Source organism: Rhizobium skierniewicense (assembly GCF_014196515.1).
In the GTDB taxonomy this organism is placed as follows: Bacteria; Pseudomonadota; Alphaproteobacteria; order Rhizobiales; family Rhizobiaceae; genus Agrobacterium; species Agrobacterium skierniewicense.
This window is the reverse complement of the sequence record NZ_JACIDV010000003.1, coordinates 332,295-350,036: the sequence shown is the minus strand read 5'-3', so window position 1 is coordinate 350,036 and position 17,742 is coordinate 332,295. Positions and strand designations below refer to the sequence as shown.

Sequence of the window (17,742 nt, the reverse complement as noted above, 5' to 3'; positions counted from 1 at the left end):
TTCCCGCTCGACATTTAAACCACAAGGTGGGTCCATGCACCACAAGACCTTTAGATCGAACATGAATTTCCAGGAACCCTCGAAGGATGCCGATACATTCATAGACCTCGACCGTCTCTGGGCGGCTGTCGTACGCCGTGCGAATATCATCGGCGCCTGTGTCATCGTCTCCATGGTTCTCGCTGGACTCTATCTCGTGTTCGCGACGCCGGTTTACACAGCGATGACACAAGTCCTGCTGGACGACAGCCTGTCGCGCTATGCCGAAGAAGAGGATCCTGTTCCGGCGGCTCAAGTCATCGACAACCGCATCGCCAGCGCTGTCGAAATTCTGAAGTCGAAGGAAATGGCCCTGACGGTCGTTGACAAGGCCAGGCTCGACGAGAATGAGGCAATCGTCAATCCGCCGATGACGCCGATGGATCTGGTCAAGTCTTCCATCAAAGGGGTCGCTGATCTGCTGACGCCAAGTTCGCCTCCGGCGTCTGAGGCGGCGATCCGCAATGGCCGTCGCGAAAAGGCGGCTGCGATCATTCAGCAAGCACTCACGGTTGAACGCGTTGGTCGAAGCTCGGTCATCGCCATATCGATTCTCTCGACTGACCGGCAACTGGCGACCCAGATCGCCAAGACATACGCCGAATCCTATCTGACCGAACAATTGAACGCGAATTTCGATGCAACTGAGCGGGCGTCCGTCTGGCTGCAGGAGCGACTGACAGACCTTAACCAGCGCTCTCAGGCTGCATCACTTGCCGTCGAAAAATACAAGGCCGCCAACAACATCGTATCATCGCGTGGTGAGTTGATGTCAGAAAGCCAACTTTCTGACTTGAACGGACAGCTGATTGCCGCCCAGGCGGATGCAGCAACTGCGTCGGCTCGTTACAATCAGTACAAGTCGATCATTGACCAAGGCCCCGACAATGCGGTCAACAATGCCATCGTATCCGCGCGCGATACTGACAACTCGGTCATCCAGGATCTGCGCAAACGCTACATCGCCATCACGGACCGTGAGCGCGGGGTTGTGCAGCAGTTTGGCAAGGATCACCCGCAGGCGATAGCGCTCGCGAGTGAAAGAGGCGACCTCTCCCGCCAGATTTATCAGGAATTGCAGCAACTCACCGGCAGCTTCAAGAACGATTTCGATGTCACGGAGTCGCGCGTGCAGTCGTTGCGCGAGAACATTGACCGTGTCGCTGGTCGAAATTCGGAAGCCAATATGACGCTCGTCAAGCTTCGAGAGCTTGAGCAGCAGGCAGCAGCCCTGAAGACGCTTTATGAATCGTATCTTGGCCGCTTTGAAGAGGCGTCTCAAAAGCAGTCGTTCCCGATTGCCAAGGCTCGTATCATCTCCGATGCGGGACTGCCGACCTCCCCGTCCAGCCCCAAAAAGACGATGACCATGGCGCTTTCCATCGTGCTGGGTCTGATGCTCGGTGGTGGTGTTGCTGCGATTCTGGAATTCCGCGACAGATACTTTCATACTGGAAACGATGTGCGCGACAATCTGCGCATGCGCTTCCTTGGTTATCTGCCATTTATCGGCGAGAGGGGCCTCGATGTCACGAAGCCAGAAACGGGCGCGGCGACGCCCGATGTCCTCGATAGCGACATTGAAGAGAACGGGCAGGTCTCGTTCCAGAAAATGTTGCGTCTCGCCGTGGACAGCCCCCGATCCAGCTTTACCGAGACCCTGCGCAACGTGAAACTGACGGCAGACGTCGTCATTCAGGAAAGACAGTGCCGTGTGATCGGCGTCATCTCCTGCCTGCCGAACGAAGGGAAATCAGTTGTTGCGCTTAACCTTGCTGGCCTCATTGCTACGACCGGCAAACGCACGCTGGTTGTCGATGCCGATATCCGTAATCCCGGTCTCAGCCGCATGTTGACCACCCGCCAATCGGCCGGTCTCGTGGAAGTCGTTCTGGATGAGGTACCGTGGACGAAGGCTGTGAAGGTCGATAGCCGCACGAAAATGGGTATTTTGCCCGTCTCGACCAGCAACCAGTTCGCTCATTCCAGCGAGTTGCTGGCATCTTCGGGCATGCGAAAATTCATGGAATCTGCGCGGGAAGCCTGTGACTACATCATCGTTGACCTTGCGCCGGTCGTTCCCGTCATCGATGCCAAGGCCTTTGCATCGCAGGTGGATGGTTTCGTCTTCGTGACCGAATGGGGCAAGACACCCATTCAGATGGTGCAGAACCTGATGAGCCACGAGCCGGAGATTGCCAACAAGACACTGGGCATCGTGCTGAACAAGACCGACATGACCGAGTTGCAGCGTTATGCCGGCCCCGGCGGTTCCGAACATTATCACGAGAAGTTCTCGGCTTACTATGGCGATGCAAAGAAGCCTGTGACCGAGCCAGCCTGAATTCAGAACAAATGCCCGCCTCATGCGGGCATTTTTTTAAACCGAGCGCTGGATTTCACGCTCGGTTTTTCGCATTGATGTCGCAAGTCAACCTGCGCAGGATCTATTCAACCATGGCCTCCCCCATCGCTTTCGTTTCCCGTACGACAGAAGCCAATGAGGCAGAGTGGATCAAAACGCTGTCCACAGCACTACCGCACGAGACGATCCTTTCGATCAAGATGCTGACGGGTGAGCAAAAGTCGCAGGTAGAAGTCGCTATCGTGGCAAATCCTGATCCAGCGGATATTGCTCAGCTGACCGGATTGAAATGGATCCACAGTCTGTGGGCAGGCGTGGAGCGCCTTGTCGCAGAGCTCGGTGCGGCATCACTGCCGATCGTTCGTCTGACGGACCCGGAACTGTCTCGGGTGATGGCCGAAGCGGTGCTTGCATGGACCTATTATCTCCAACGCGATATGCCTGCTTATCGACAGAACCAGCTCAATTCAGTCTGGCAGGAATTGGAGTACCGACACCCTAAAGACGTAACCATCGGCATCTTGGGGCTCGGTACATTGGGCGCTGCGGCAGCCGCAAGATTACGTCAAGCGGGGTTCAACATCGCAGGCTGGAGCCGTTCATCCAAAACACTGCACGGTGTCGAGACGCTGTGTGGTGACGAAGGCCTCACCACACTGTTAAAAAAAAGCGACATTCTTGTTTGCCTTGTTCCGCTGACGGCCGACACGCGGGGCCTGTTGAACAGGGACTGCCTCGGTATCATGAAAAAGAATGCCGCGATCATCAACTTCGCGCGCGGTGCGGTCATCGTTGCAGATGATCTGCTCGCCGCTCTTGATACGGGTCATCTCTCGCATGCGGTTCTGGATGTCTTCGAAGAGGAGCCACTTTCGGCGCAGTCGCCGTTCTGGTCACATCCGAAAGTCACCGTTCTGCCGCATATTTCGGCGCCTACGAACCGGCAGACGTCCGCCAGTATTGTTGCCGCAAACATCGAAAACTGGCGCAGCACGGGTGAGCTTCCAGCGACAGTGGATATGACCCGCGGCTACTGACAGCCCTAGAGTGTTTCCATGTTAAGTGGAAACGCTCTAAAAGTCTGCGCTCATCGCCTGAGTGATGGCGAAGCGAACATCGTTTTCGTCATAAGGCTTGCAAAGAAGGACAGAACCGGCCGGGGCATTCTTCGGCAAAAAGTTGTCACCGGTCGCAAACACAATACCGATTTCCGGCTTGCGTGTTTTGATGAACAAAGCAAGCTCCGAGCCGCTCATATCCGGCAAGCCGACATCCGTCACAAGCACATCGAACTCTTCGCGTTGGATGAGATCCATGGCCTGGGTAGCGTTTGCGGCTTCTATCACCGTATGTCCGCCCTCCAGAAGGATGTCGGCCGTATTCATGCGAATCAGATCGTCATCTTCGACCAGCATCACACGCATCGATGTCTTCGTCCGCAATTTGGCAAGAGTTGCCTGCTCTGAGGAACGGTCCCGGCCGGCTTCAACACGCTGCTTCTGGTTTGCTATCACGTGACGCAAACGTCTGGCCAAAGCTTCACGCGTATAGGGCTTCGACAACAGCTCGACCCCCGCATCCAGCTTGCCGCCATGCACGATGGAATTTTCGGTATAGCCGGATGTGAACAGGACCGCGAGATGCGGCAGACGCTCTTTCGCCCGTCGCGCCATCTCGCTGCTTTTCATCGGACCCGGCATCACCACATCGGTGAAGATCACATCGATGGGCACGCCGCTTTCGGCAACTGTCAAGCCTGCCTGCGCATCCCGAGCCGTCAACACCCGATAGCCCAGATCGGACAGCGTTTCGACCACGATGCTTCTCACCTCGTCATCGTCCTCGACAACCAGAACAGTTTCCGTGCCGCCAACAATTGGGCCAGTTTGCGTAACGACTTCGCGGTCCTCATCCGAATGCGAGCGCGGCAGATAAATCTTGACGGTTGTTCCCTGCCCAAGCTCGCTGTAAATCTTCACATGCCCGCCAGACTGCTTGACGAAGCCATAGACCATAGAGAGGCCAAGTCCCGTCCCTTTACCCTCGGGTTTGGTCGAGAAAAAGGGTTCAAACACCTTGTCGACGATCTCCGGCGCCATGCCGGAACCCGTATCGGACACCGCGAGCATCACATATTGGCCAGCCTCAACTTCAGCATGCGTGCGCGCATAATCCTGGTCCAGAGCTGCATTTCCAACCTCGATCGTCAGTTTGCCGGAACCTTCCATCGCGTCGCGGGCGTTAATCGCAAGGTTCAACAGGGCGTTTTCTACCTGTGTGGGGTCGGCGTAGGTATTCCACAGGCCACCAACCGTGATCACCTCGACTTCGACTGCCTCTCCGAGTGAGCGTCGCAGCAGGTCGTCCATGCCGACAACAAACTTGCCGACGTTGATGACCCGCGGCTCCAGCGCCTGCCGGCGACCGAAGGCCAACAACTGACTGGCAAGTTTCGCACCGCGACTGACACCCGCCAACGCATTGCCAACCCGCCGTTCGGCGCGTTCGTTGCCAGCGACGTCTTTGGCCAACAGCTGAAGATTCCCGGCAACGACCTGCAACAGATTGTTGAAATCGTGCGCAACTCCCCCCGTCAATTGGCCGATGGACTCCATTTTTTGCGCCTGTTGAAGCGCTCTTTCTGCCTGTCGGCGTTCACTGATTTCAGCAGCGACACGCGCTTCAAGACCTTCGTTGAGGTGGCGCAACTGATCTTCTGCCCGTATGCGGTGGCGAATTTCACGCTCAAGGTTGGCGGAATGCTCTTTCAGCTTGACTTCAGCGGTGCGTTGTTCGGTGATATCGGTGTGAACGCCAACCCACTCGATGATCGATCCCGCGCTATCGAGAATGGGAATGGCACGTATGGCGAAAGTGCGGAAAACGCCATCGTGACGGCGAACGCGATGCTCCCACACATAAGTGGACTTCATGGCGACCGCTTTGTTCCAACTGTTGATGGAGCCCTCACGATCATCGCCGTGAACGGCCTCAGCCCAGCCATAACCCTGATATTCATCGAATGTCTGGCCGGTTAGTTCGCCCCAACCGCTTTGCTCGCCAACCATCTTGCCATCCGGGCTGTTGGTCCACAGAACCCCATGAACGGCACTGACAGCAGCACGAAAACGATTGTTGCTGACCAGCAGCTCCCGCTCGGCCCGCTTGCGCGTTTCTATATCGATGATGAGAACATAGCAGCCATCGATTTGACCTTGCGAGGTATGTCGGGGGACATAGCGGATTTCGGCTGCGCGCGTGACACCATCAGCGCATGGGATCTCCGCGTCGTTGATAACAGTTTCCCCAGCAAGCGCGCGCTCGATAAACGGAAGCCGTTTCTGATAGAATATCTCGCCGATAACGTCCGACGCCTTTCGTCCCAAAACGTCTTCGGGGCGGTGGTTGAACCATTCCAGATAACCCTGATTGGCGAACTGGTAGACATGATTTTGATCGATAAATCCGACAAGAATTGGCAATGCGTTGGTTAGGCGGCTCAGTTCTTCCCGACTCGCAGCCAGTTCTGCCATGGCCCTGACCTTATCGGTATTTTCAAGGACCGTGCACAATACGCCATCAACCGTGCCAGCGTCATTGTGGATGGGCGTGTAGAAGAGATCGAAGATCACATCTTCAGGCTGCCCATGCCTTTTGAGGACAAGCGTTTGTTCGCGGAAAGACTGCACCTCGCCACGAAAACCAGCTTCCAGGATTTTCTTGTTCCAATCCCAGATTTCGGGCCAGATGTCCTCAACAGTGCCACCAAGTGCTTTCGGATGGTAGTTGCCCGCAATCTCGATATACCCGTCATTGTAGATCATGACGTGGTCCGGACCCCACATCAACACCTGGGGGATCGGGGAATTGACGACGGAATTGACCTTGTGGCGCAGATTTGCAGGCCACGATGGAATGGCACCAAGCGGCGTTTCAGACCAGTCGAATGCGCGGACCAGAGAACCGGCTTCACCGCCACCCACCGGCCATTGGCCAAATCCAGAAATATCAGTCATAAAAGATCACCAACGAGAGCACCAACCCTCATCCATCCAAAAGCTACAGTCAAACCGGACTGACAGGCCCACCCAATGCATGCGAAGAAACTTATCAAGCGTTTTTTTGACGCCGACGCAATAGGACAATGCACGATATCGTCAGCCTACAGATTTAAGCCAGTCAACCACGCCCTGCCCGGCTGCTTTTCCCGTCGCAAAACAAGCTGTTAGAAGGTATCCCCCGGTTGGGGCCTCCCAGTCGAGCATCTCGCCCGCCACAAAAACGCCAGGCATGGATTTGAGCATGTAGCGGGCGTCAATATCGTTCAGATCGATTCCCCCAGCACTGGAAATGGCTTCTTCAATCGGCCGCGTTTCCGCAATCGGAATCGATAGAGCCTTGATCTGCTCGGCAATCTGGTGGGGCTGCATGGCAGACAGGCCAGGGACACACTCGCGCAACAGGGCAACTTTGATCGGCGACAAACCTGCTGCCTTTCGCAACTTGTTCGAGAGGCTGTCTTTGCGAGAGTGTGTGGTCAATGCGCTGGAAAAGCGATCTGCAGAGCGCCCCGGTGCCAGATCAACGATCAGGCTGGGCCGTTCACCGTTCTCAAGCGCATCGCGAAGACATGCGGAGTGCGCATAGACCAGACTGCCTTCGATGCCGTATCGCGTGACGACAAACTCACCTTCGAAACGTCCCGCCCCGGAACTGGCCGCGACTGATTTGACGGGTTCTCCCGCATATCGACCGCTGAAATAGTCACTCCAGCCAACATTAAACCCGCAATTGGCGGGACGGAACCCATGAATGTCGATGCCTTTCTGTCCCAGCCACGGAACCCAGGCGGCGTTGGAACCGAGCTTCGGCCAGCTCGCACCGCCCAGAGCGAGGAGAACCGCATCGGCACTGACAACGATACCCTCACCCTGCGTATCAAATGTCAAAGCATCGCCTTCAAAACCAGTCCAGCGATGACGGGTTTTGATCACGACGCCCTGTTGCTGCAACGTCGAAAGCCATGCTCGCAAGAGCGGTGAGCCTTTCATGGAGACCGGAAAAACGCGACCAGATGTTCCGGTAAAAGTTTCCTGTCCAAGCGAAAGCGCCCAGGAACGAAGCGCGTCCGGCTTGAACGCGGCAAGCGCGGGTGCAAGCACCGCATGGGCCTTGCCAAATCGGGTGACGAAATCGCGGTAATCTTCTGCATGCGTGAGATTAAGGCCGGACTTGCCTGCCATCAGGAATTTCCGTGCAACCGTTGGCATCGCCTCATACACTGTGACCGAAAGACCTGCTGCGGACAAAATCTCCGCTGCCATCAGACCGGCTGGCCCGCCTCCAATGATGGCGACTTGCTTGTCCTGCATTGCCAAATTCCCACCGCTGTTTTCGTTACGGTCTGCCTTATAACGATTTGCCTGTCACAATACATGCGCTAATGAAGCGTCATGTTCACGCTCAATGGCCTCGAAACCTGTTCTCAGGACATCAAGAAAAGCCGGTTCATTGCATGGGCCGGCCCTGTCGCGGATGAACAGGCGGCCAAATGCTTCATCGAGGAGCGTTCGGATGCAACGGCCAGCCACAATTGCTGGGCATGGCGCATTGGCCAGGTTTATCGCTTTAACGATGATGGAGAGCCATCCGGCACCGCTGGCAAACCCATCTTGCAAGCCATCGACGGACAGTCCCTCGACTGCATCGCAGTGGTTGTCACGCGATGGTTCGGAGGCGTTCTTTTGGGCAGCGGCGGCTTGATGCGCGCGTATGGAGGTACTGCTGCAATCTGCTTGCGCAACGGCGGAAAAACACAGCTTGTTGCAACAGTCGAGACGACCCTGGACTGCGGATTTTCCGATCTTGCCTTGGTAAAGGCCAGACTTCTGGCAGTACCAAATCTCAGGATAAAAGCAGAGACATTCACCGACAGCGGTGCGAACTTATCTCTTGCGGTGCCCGTTTCACATGCGACCGAAGTTGCCCGGATGGTTTTGAACCTGACAGGTGGACGCGTGACGCTTCCGTTGCCACAAACGCCGCCATAGACCACCTCGCCATCAGCAAAATTTGTGCTATGAGGCAGCATGTCATTTGCGCTTTCAAATCCGAATTACCATCCGCCTATGGAGCCATATATCTCCGTGCTCTACCGGGATGAGGATATCGTTGTGCTCGACAAACCGAGCGGCCTTTTGTCGGTTCCAGGTCGAGACCCGGCACTTTCCGATAGCTTGGCAACGCGCGTTCAAAAACAGTTTCCCAAGGCTTTGATGATCAACCGGCTGGACAAGGATACTTCAGGCATCGTGCTCATGTCGCTGAACCGTAACGCTCATGCTACGATCGCCTCGCAGTTCGAGAACAGAACGACGCAGAAATCCTATGTCGCTGTTGTCTGGGGACATGTTGATGGCGAGGCAGGTCAAATCGACCTTCCGCTCGCAATTGATCCTGACAACAAACCGCGCCACCGCGTGGACCACGAGGCTGGCCGGGCGTCGCAAACCAGATGGAGCGTTCTTGATCGGCTACCGCTTCCGGCAACACGGCTTATGCTTTATCCCTTGACCGGGCGGACACACCAGTTGCGGGTCCACATGAAGGCCATCGGTCACCCGATATTGGGCGATGAATTTTACTCCGATGGCGACGCTTTGAAGGCATCCACGCGCTTGCTGTTGCATGCCGAGGCGTTGGGATTTCGACACCCCGACGGTCGCGATGTAACATTCAACGTTGCCTGCCCTTTTTGAGATGACAATGACGGACAAAGATCGTGACGAACGCTTTATCGTGGATTTTGTCGGCGGTGCCGTCGGGCACAGATTGCGCTCAGGTGAGGGTCGAGGCCAGACACTGGCCAAAGCGGCAGGGTTGAAAAGTGGCAAACTTCCGAAAATAGTCGATGCCACCGCAGGACTGGGACGGGATGCGTTTTTGCTCGCTTCGCTGGGAGCGGAAGTGACCCTCATTGAACGATCGCCGCAGATGCATGCCCTGCTACATGATGCGATGTTGCGCGCCAAGGCTGAAGGTGGCGCCTATGAGACTATCGTGTCGAGAATGACGCTGCTTCATGGCGATTCGCGGGACATCATTCCCACGCTATCTCCTGAAGTGATTTTGATCGACCCGATGCATCCGCCACGTCAAAACACCGCGCTGGTAAAAAAGGAAATGCGGGTCTTGCGGGAATTGGTAGGAGCCGATCCTGATCAGGCAGAACTTATGCAGATTGCGCTGGTCCACGCTCAAAAACGTGTCGTTTTGAAATGGCCACTTCGCGCCGAACCCATGCCCGGCGTCCGTAAACCATCTCATCAGTTACTTGGAAAAAGCACGCGTTATGACGTTTTCATGATTTTGAATGCAACACCGTCCATCTGATCAGCGAAACACGGCCTTTCTCTGAGCATTCATCAGGAGTTCATGGCGCGATGCGAATTCGCCGAAGAGCGTGCGCAAGCGCGACTCTTCTGTTTCATCCAGCCGATAGCGGCGGCAGAACTCCGCGACGCTCTGGATCGGCTTCACATCTGCCGTTTCCATTTCCGTGTTGACCACGATTTGCATTCTATCCTCCTTGGCATTTCAACGAAGAGAAACTGGTGGCAAATCAAAGCGTTCCAACTCAATTCTTACCCATGAAATATCAGAACGTCAGATTTACACGATGGGATCAAGTTTTGTTGAGACGGTTTGATGAAACGAAACTGCGACCCATATGTTTCCGGCCAGTCATCATAATTTGGAAGGGAGATCTATGCCGCGCGTCCATCTACTTACAACGACTGTTCTCGCCATGTGCCTCGTGGTGCCCCTGGGTAAAAATGTCCACGCTCAATCTGCCAACTCGGCTGAAGTGGGTCAGGCCAATGCGCCGGATCAGCGACCTGCGTTCCCTGGACAGACGCGCGCCCCGCAACCCGACAAAATGCCGTCACTGACCAAAACCGTCGTTGCTGATGGGCTTCCGCATCTGTGGTCAATGGAAATACTCCCAGATGGCCGCATGATTGTGGCTGCCAAGGAAGGCACGATGCATATCGTGACGGACGGCAAGGCAAGCCCCGCCCTCGAGGGTGTGCCCGAGGTGTCGTCAGCTGGCCAGGGCGGGCTTCTGGATATCGCGCTTGCGCCTGATTTCGATACATCGAAAATGATTTATTTCTCATTTTCGGAGCCGCGTGATGGTGGCAACGGCACCTCTGTCGCATCTGCCAAACTTGTTGAAAGCGACGGAAAAGCCCTACTGGAAGACACCAAGGTCATTTTCCGCCAGATGCCAACCTATGACGGAGACAAGCACTTCGGTTCGCGCCTTGTCTTCGGTCCCAATCAGGAATTGTACGTGACTGTCGGCGAACGTTCCGACAAGGAACCACGTGTTCAGGCACAGGATGTATCGAGTGGGCTGGGCAAGATTTTCCGTATCGATACCAATGGCAAAGCCTTCCAAGGCAATCCATTCATCGACAAAGACAACGCTTTACCTGAAATCTGGAGTTACGGTCATCGCAACATGCAGTCCGCAGCGCTTGATGGTCAGGGCCGTTTGTGGACCGTGGAGCATGGTCCCAAGGGTGGCGACGAACTCAACCTACCCAAGGCCGGCCTGAACTACGGGTGGCCTGTCATCACGTATGGTATCGAGTATAGCGGCGGCGCTGTTGGAGACGGAATGACGTCCAAGGACGGAATGGAACAGCCCGTCTATTACTGGGACCCAGTCATCGGTCCATCGGGCATGGCCTATTATGATTCCGACGCCATTCCGGAGTGGAAGGGCTCGATGATCATTGGCGGCCTCGTCACCAAAGGCATCGTTGTCCTGAAAATCGACAACGACAAGGTTGTCTCTGAAAGCCGCTTGCCCCTGGAAGAGCGCATCCGCGATGTGAAAGTCGGCACCGACGGCTCCATCTATGCGGTGACGGAGCAGCGCGGCGGCGGCAAGTCCCAGATCCTGAAGCTCACGCCGGGCGCTTGAAGCAACGCGGCCGGGAGCGTTGACAAACCCGCTCCCGGCCGCGTCCTTTAGCTGTTTCTGGAACACGAACGCGCTGGGCGCATTATCCTGCGTAGGATGAGGAGCCATTTGCGAACATGAACCAGTTACCAATCCGCTTACTGAAAAAAATCGGGCTCACCTATGTCAGCGATCAAGAGCCGGGCATAGCACGCGAACGCCGCGGCAGCGGGTTTTCCTACCGCCTACCCAGTGGCGAACGTCTCTCAGACAAGATCGAAATCAACCGCCTCAAATCACTTGGCGTGCCACCAGCCTACGAAAAGGTGTGGATTTGCCTCGATCCAACCGGCCATTTGCAAGCCACCGGCTATGATGCGCGTGGACGCAAACAATATCGTTATCACCCTGAATGGCATGCCTTCCGGGGCGATACGAAATTCTACCAGCTCAAGACGTTCGGCGAGGCCTTACCGTCGATCCGCAGACGCGCGGCGTCCGATATTGCAAAGCAGGAAACTGGACAGAATGCGACCCTTGCTGCCCTCGTTCTCCTTCTCGACGCAGCCCATTTACGTGTGGGCAACAAGACGTATCTGGAAACGAATGGCACCTATGGTGCAACAACACTTCTCAAGAAACACATCAAATTCGGCGAAACGATCGAGCTGCGGTTTGCAGCCAAGGGGGGACAGCGCGTGAAGCGCAAGCTGAAGCATCCTCGCCTGCAGCGAATTCTGGAGAATATCGCCGATCTTCCCGGCAGACAGTTGTTTGTCTGGCAGGACGACGCGGGTGCCGTCCACCCGGTCGATTCCAGCGCATTGAACGCCTACATCTCTCAAAGCGCTGGCGAAGGAATTTCGGCAAAAACGTTTCGCACATGGGGCGGCACTCTCGCAGCCTTCGGGCATGCCGCACGTGCGCTTGAGGGCGGTGATCGGCCGACCATCAAGAGCATGTGCGTTGCGGCATCCGAAGAGTTGTCGAACACCCCGACGATCTGCCGAAAGAGCTATGTGCATCCCGCAGTGCTGGATATCGCAACAGACGAAAAGGCAATCAAACGTCTGGAAACAGTGCTTGGCAGCGACTCGAAACAAACCTCCGGCCTTCGGGCCGACGAGCGTAAGCTCTTGGCATTTCTTCCATAGCGTCTGCCAACCGTCGCCAGGGATCGAAGCGTAAAATCACGCTGGACATGATGACGTTTATCGATAACACGTCGTTCAGTTTCATGTCAGCTCCATGACACATCCACCTTCTCAGACACCATTTTGCGTCACCGCTTTTCCTCAGCGGGTGCGTCTATGGTCTGGCTTATGGGAAGAAATGCGATGTCTTTGTCATCTACAACATTGAGAAACGGCCGTACTGAGGTCAGGCGGCCTGCCGTCGGTAGCGTCACACTCGGAGTGGTGACAGCGCTCTATGTACTGGCGTTTACAAATCACACGTTCTGGGCAAAGGTGCACACCTATCTTGCTCCTTATCCGGTCGCTATTTTCGGGCTATACGTCGCGCTGGGTGCTGCATTTTCGGCCGTCTTCATTCTGTTCACGGCAAAATATGTCACCAAGCCGATATTCGGTTTTCTCATCATCGTCGCTGCGCTCTCTTCCTGGTTCATGGACAGGTTCGGCGCAGTCATCGATAGCGATATGGTGCGAAACGCGTTTGAAACGACGCATGCCGAAGCCAACAATCTGATCACTCCGGGATTTGCCCTCCATCTCGCCATTTTTGCCGGCATCCCGATTGCCATTCTATGCGTGATCAAGATCGAGCACCGCCCGTTTTTCTCGAAACTGCTGTGGAACACACTCGCCATCATCGCATGTCTCTCTGTAACGATTGCCATCGCTGCGGCAAACTCCAAGACGTTCACGACCGCCGTGCGCCAGCACAAGGATCTCGTCAAAAGTCTGAACCCGCTGACGCCGATCTCCTCGACGATCCATTACGTGATGCAGGCGGATCAGGAGGCGAAATTGACGGTGTCCCCTACCGGGCAGGACGCCAAAATCATGCCGGCTCTGGCTGGCGTTCATAAGCCGCGCATCACCGTCATCGTCGCCGGGGAGACGGCACGTGCAGCGAACTTTTCGCTGAACGGATATGGCCGTGAGACAAATCCGAAACTCAAGGTGCAGAACGTCGTCTACTTCCCCAATACGGTGAGCTGCGGAACCGCGACTGCCATATCGCTTCCTTGCATGTTCTCCCGCTTTACCCGCTCGGAATACAGTCACAGCAAGGCGTTATCGAATGAAAATCTTGTCGATGTTCTCGTCCATGCAGGTGTCGATACCCGTTGGTGGGACAATGACACGGGCAGCAAGAACGTCGCCGACCGCATACCCTATTTCGATCTTTCCGCCACTCAGGACCCGAAATTCTGCCCGACGGGCGAATGTCGCGACGATATATTTCTGGACAGGCTCGATAGCTGGCTGGATGGCGTGACAAAGGATAGCGTGATTGTCCTTCACCAATTGGGCAGTCACGGCCCTACCTACCATCTTCGATACACGGACGAATATCGCAAATTCACGCCCGATTGCCAGACCGCCGAGCTTGGGAACTGCCAGGATTCGGAGATCGTGAACGCCTACGACAATACGATCCTTTACACCGATCACTTCCTCTCAGCCATTATCGACAAGCTCAAAGCGCGATCCAACAAGCTGGCGACGGGTATGATCTATGCGTCCGACCACGGTGAATCACTGGGTGAAAATGGAATCTATCTGCATGGTGCGCCTTATATTCTTGCCCCGGCCGAGCAGACGCATGTTCCCTTTGTTGTCTGGGTTGATAATGACTTCGCAAAATCAATGGGATTGGACAGCGCTTGCCTTGCTAAGGATGCACAGACGGGCGGGCGGTCACATGACAACTTCTTCCACAGCATTTTGGGCATGATGAACATATCGACATCCGTCTACGACCGGTCGCTTGATGTCTTCAGCAATTGCGCCCACAGACCGGCAGCTTGATCATATGCAACTTGACGAGATCAGATACGCAGAATACCCACTGTAATATTCCGGTCGTTGGGGTCGAAAGCGAGGTATTCTTGCGTGTTCTGCTTGTCGAAGACGATCATGTGCTGGGCGAAGCGCTTAGGGATCATGTTGCCGCAGCAAGCCATGCCGTCGATTGGTTCAAGACCGTCGCCGATGCGACAGCCGCAACGCACACCGTTGCCTATGGTCTCGTTCTGCTGGATCTCCGACTGCCGGATGGTGAAGGCCTTTCCATATTAAAGGGCTTGCGAAATCGCAATGATGCAACGCCTGTCATTATTTTGACCGCTCACGACCAGGTGTCTGACCGTATTGAAGGTTTGAATTCCGGCGCAGACGACTACCTCGTCAAACCTTTCAATCTGGGCGAATTGACCGCGCGCATGCTGGCCGTTTCCCGCCGTTATGAGGGCCGCTCGGCATCGGTCGTCAAACTGGCGGGCATCGAGATCAACCAGGTCGCCCGCAACATCATCGTCAACGGGCAGTCGCTGACGCTGAGCGCACGCGAGTGGGCGGTGCTGGACAAACTGGTTGAAAGACCCGGAGCCGTCGTCTCGAAGGCGCAACTGCACGAGACACTCTACGAATTCGGGGCAGAAATCGAGAGCAATACCGTGGAAGTCTATGTTAGCCGCCTTCGCAAGAAAATCGGGGCCGACAGGGTCGAAACGGTACGCGGCCTCGGCTACACGATCAGGTAACGCAATGAAACGAAAAGACAGTATGACCCGCACCATGGTGATCGCGCTCACAAGTGTGGTCGCGCTCTCCTGGATGATCGCTTCTGGTCTCGGTATCATGGTCATGCAGGATGAGTTTGCGGAAATCTTCGACAGTTCCGTGCAGGAAACCGCTGAGCGGCTGATGCCGCTGATCGCAGACGACCTAAAGGAACGTAGTCCCGAAGCCGAGCGTCGGCTCGTGCAGCCAGCCACGGGAGAGGAATATCTGACCTACCAGCTGCGTGATCGCGAGGGAGAGCTTCTGCTGCGCTCCTACGACAGCGCTGCGGAGCCGTTTGACGTGCCGGTTACGTCCGGGTTTGCCGATACGCCCACGCACCGCATCTACACGGTCGGCAACGCGGACGGCAGCCTCTATCTGCAAGTCGCGGACGCCTTTGCCAACCGCCGGGAGGCCATTGTCGAGGCAGGGACAGCGCTGGTGCTGTTTCTGCTGTTTCTGATCCCGGCAAGTATCGTCGCAGTTGTGCTCGTCGTTCGGCGCACACTTGCACCCGTGCAGACGTTAAGAGATGAGATCGGGCGCAAGGACAGTGGCAACATGGTACCTGTTGATGACCAGCATTTACCGCGAGAACTTCACCCGATCGCCAGATCCGTCAACCTTTTGCTGGAGCGTTTGCGCGCGGCTCTGGAATCCGAGAGGGCGTTCGCGTCCAATAGCGCCCATGAATTGCGAACACCCATTGCAGGTGCGCTTGCCCAGGCCCAGCGTCTGAAGGCCGATATTCCCCTCGCGTTCGCGCCGAGAGTGGACCAGATCGAGCGATCCCTTTCTCATCTCGCGCAACTTGCCGAGAAACTTCTGCAAATGTCCCGGGCGGATGCGGGGATCGGCACCTCCGACACCGATACGGATCTGCTACAGATCATAGAACTGGTCCTGGAAGACATCGAGCGCTCCGATCTCGGGGCAAACCGCATTCAACTGCACATGGCCCGCGACGGCGCGCTGGAGGGTAGAATCAATCCCGACGCTTTCGGGATCGTCGTCCGCAATCTTGTCGAAAACGCACTGATCCACAGCCCGGACGGCAGCCGTGTGGATGTTTACATCGGCAACGACAACTCGTTTCGCGTCGTCAATCAAAGTGCAGTCATCGATCCCGCACTTCTCCCTAAACTGACGACACGCTTTACCAGAGGCGCGACGCAGGCTGCGGGCTCTGGCCTGGGTCTTGCCATCGTTCAGCATTTGGTCGCTCAGATGAAGGGATCGCTTCGCGTCCTATCACCCGCCACCGGGCGCAGCGATGGGTTTGAAGTCGAAATTTCTCTCCTGAAACCATAAAACCCGGGTAAAACCAAATGAAAGTCAGTGTCGAAATTGCTTTCATATCCGGCGCATTCTATCAAAATCCATGCTTTACGATGTCACTCGACTGTCCCTCGCGACGCTGTTGATGCCGTGCGCCAAGGCGACGGAGGCCTTGGCACGTTTGGATGAGCGCATTTTACGTTCACCCATTGGTGGCGGATTTCTCGAGCGGCAGGATTTTATGGATGCGGTGTCATCCCTGTGGGTCGATGGCGAACTTGTCCATATAGAAGATCTTGTCCTGCACGACGCTCATATGGACATTCGCGCACCGACCCATGAATTGGGGGTTGCCAACCGCATCTTGCGAGCTCGCAGACAGATATCCGGCAACGAACCCCAATGGGCTCTCAGTCAATCCGGGCTTTCTCGCCTTCGCGGCAGGGATGGGGCCGATATGAGCGACATCCACGCGCGCCCGAAATCACAAAGCATAAGCCATGCCGAAACAACGGCGGACGACGACGAAACCGCACCCCTCAGGGATGAGCTGTCGGCCATCGACCAATTGATCGCGCGCAGCACCGCGACCCTTTCCTCCATAAGCACGGAGGCTGCAAAGCCATATCTGCGGGAGAACGATGTCACACGTGACCTCGATTGGGACGAGGACGAGCGGTTGAGCGAATGGAAACAGGCGTTGACAGCAACCGAGGGGTTGCCGCCGGTGCTACGCGCAGCGATCGCACTCGACGCATGGAACAAGCTCGAAGTCCTCAAGCGAAGTCCGTGGATGGGACGCCAACTGGCAGCGGCATTGCTGCGCGCGGAAGGGCTCACGGTTTCCCATCTGGCTCCGCTCAACACCGGCCTGCGCGCAGTTCCGCGTGAGCGACGAAATGCGCCTAACCAACGCGACCGGATCCGGGCATTCCTGGAGAGTATGGAGGAAGCAGCCAACATCGGTTTGAGAGAGCACGATCGTCTGCTGAATGCCAAGAGCCGGATGGACCGCAGACTGACCGGTCGTCGGTCAAACTCACGCCTGCCGGAATTGATCGCGCTGGTATTAGCCAGACCGGTTGTTTCCACGGCCATGATTGTGAAAGCCTTGGGAACGACACCTCAAGGGGCCGTGGGTCTCGCCAACCAACTCGAGCTGCGGGAAATGACCGGACGCGGGCGCTTTCGTGCATGGGGCGTGATTTAACCGACACAATTCTCTATTCGCCTGCTATCAGCCGGTTTCCTCATTATATTAGCAGACTAACGAGCATCTCGGCCCTCTTGCGCAAAAAGAGGTTGCTACGAGCGACGTAAGTGAGCAAGAA

General features: G+C 56.0%; 14 protein-coding genes. 11 read left to right on the top strand and 3 right to left on the bottom strand.

Annotated elements, in window-relative coordinates:
• Positions 1-34: 34 nt before the first annotated feature.
• Both GGQ73_RS06555 and GGQ73_RS06550 read left to right on the top strand, forming a co-directional pair.
• Complete coding sequence (locus GGQ73_RS06555; RefSeq protein WP_183894922.1) at positions 35-2,383, top strand: polysaccharide biosynthesis tyrosine autokinase; 2,349 nt, start codon at positions 35-37, stop codon at positions 2,381-2,383.
• Positions 2,384-2,496: 113 nt separating this feature from the next.
• Positions 2,497-3,441, top strand: coding sequence for a 2-hydroxyacid dehydrogenase (locus GGQ73_RS06550; protein ID WP_183894920.1), 945 nt, complete (start codon positions 2,497-2,499; stop codon positions 3,439-3,441).
• A 36-nt stretch (positions 3,442-3,477) separates the two neighbouring features.
• Here the strand turns inward: GGQ73_RS06550 and GGQ73_RS06545 are convergent, their stop codons facing one another.
• Both GGQ73_RS06545 and GGQ73_RS06540 read right to left on the bottom strand, forming a co-directional pair.
• The gene (locus GGQ73_RS06545) at positions 3,478-6,420 is read right to left on the bottom strand and encodes a hybrid sensor histidine kinase/response regulator (protein WP_183894918.1); all 2,943 of its coding nucleotides are present in this window, start codon (positions 6,418-6,420) and stop codon (positions 3,478-3,480) included.
• Between the two features lie 141 nt (positions 6,421-6,561).
• On the bottom strand, positions 6,562-7,776 hold the full coding sequence (locus tag GGQ73_RS06540) for a TIGR03862 family flavoprotein (RefSeq protein WP_183894917.1): 1,215 nt from the start codon (positions 7,774-7,776) through the stop codon (positions 6,562-6,564).
• 81 nt (positions 7,777-7,857) lie between these two features.
• Between GGQ73_RS06540 and GGQ73_RS06535 the strand changes: the two genes are divergently transcribed.
• Genes GGQ73_RS06535 through GGQ73_RS06525 form a run of 3 tightly spaced genes read left to right on the top strand, consistent with a single transcriptional unit; the run spans position 7,858 to position 9,796 of the window.
• Entirely contained in the window at positions 7,858-8,454 is a 597-nt protein-coding gene (locus tag GGQ73_RS06535; protein ID WP_183894915.1) for an IMPACT family protein, read from the top strand.
• A 39-nt stretch (positions 8,455-8,493) separates the two neighbouring features.
• A complete protein-coding gene (locus GGQ73_RS06530) occupies positions 8,494-9,162 on the top strand; it encodes a pseudouridine synthase (protein WP_183894913.1) in 669 nt (222 codons plus the stop codon).
• 7 nt (positions 9,163-9,169) lie between these two features.
• Positions 9,170-9,796: a class I SAM-dependent methyltransferase gene (locus GGQ73_RS06525; protein ID WP_174155772.1), complete on the top strand. Its 627-nt coding sequence runs from the start codon at positions 9,170-9,172 to the stop codon at positions 9,794-9,796.
• Here GGQ73_RS06525 and GGQ73_RS06520 read toward each other — a convergent pair whose 3' ends face one another.
• Entirely contained in the window at positions 9,797-9,982 is a 186-nt protein-coding gene (locus tag GGQ73_RS06520; RefSeq protein WP_174155771.1) for a hypothetical protein, read from the bottom strand.
• 190 nt (positions 9,983-10,172) lie between these two features.
• Between GGQ73_RS06520 and GGQ73_RS06515 the strand changes: the two genes are divergently transcribed.
• The 6 genes from GGQ73_RS06515 to GGQ73_RS06490 all read left to right on the top strand — a co-directional run bounded on the left by GGQ73_RS06515 (position 10,173) and on the right by GGQ73_RS06490 (position 17,621).
• On the top strand, positions 10,173-11,399 hold the full coding sequence (locus GGQ73_RS06515; RefSeq protein ID WP_183894911.1) for a PQQ-dependent sugar dehydrogenase: 1,227 nt from the start codon (positions 10,173-10,175) through the stop codon (positions 11,397-11,399).
• 116 nt (positions 11,400-11,515) lie between these two features.
• Positions 11,516-12,532 (top strand): DNA topoisomerase IB, encoded by a 1,017-nt coding sequence (locus GGQ73_RS06510; protein ID WP_183894909.1) that lies wholly within the window; start codon positions 11,516-11,518, stop codon positions 12,530-12,532.
• Positions 12,533-12,715: 183 nt separating this feature from the next.
• Positions 12,716-14,377: a phosphoethanolamine transferase gene (locus GGQ73_RS06505; protein WP_183894907.1), complete on the top strand. Its 1,662-nt coding sequence runs from the start codon at positions 12,716-12,718 to the stop codon at positions 14,375-14,377.
• A gap of 80 nt (positions 14,378-14,457) precedes the next feature.
• On the top strand, positions 14,458-15,111 hold the full coding sequence (locus GGQ73_RS06500; RefSeq protein WP_183894905.1) for a response regulator: 654 nt from the start codon (positions 14,458-14,460) through the stop codon (positions 15,109-15,111).
• 4 nt (positions 15,112-15,115) lie between these two features.
• Positions 15,116-16,444, top strand: a complete 1,329-nt coding sequence (locus GGQ73_RS06495) for a sensor histidine kinase (protein WP_183894903.1) — start codon at positions 15,116-15,118, stop codon at positions 16,442-16,444.
• Positions 16,445-16,514: 70 nt separating this feature from the next.
• Positions 16,515-17,621 carry an RHE_PE00001 family protein gene (locus GGQ73_RS06490; protein ID WP_183894901.1) on the top strand — a complete coding sequence of 369 codons (1,107 nt, stop codon included), beginning with the start codon at positions 16,515-16,517 and terminating at the stop codon, positions 17,619-17,621.
• Positions 17,622-17,742: the final 121 nt, after the last annotated feature.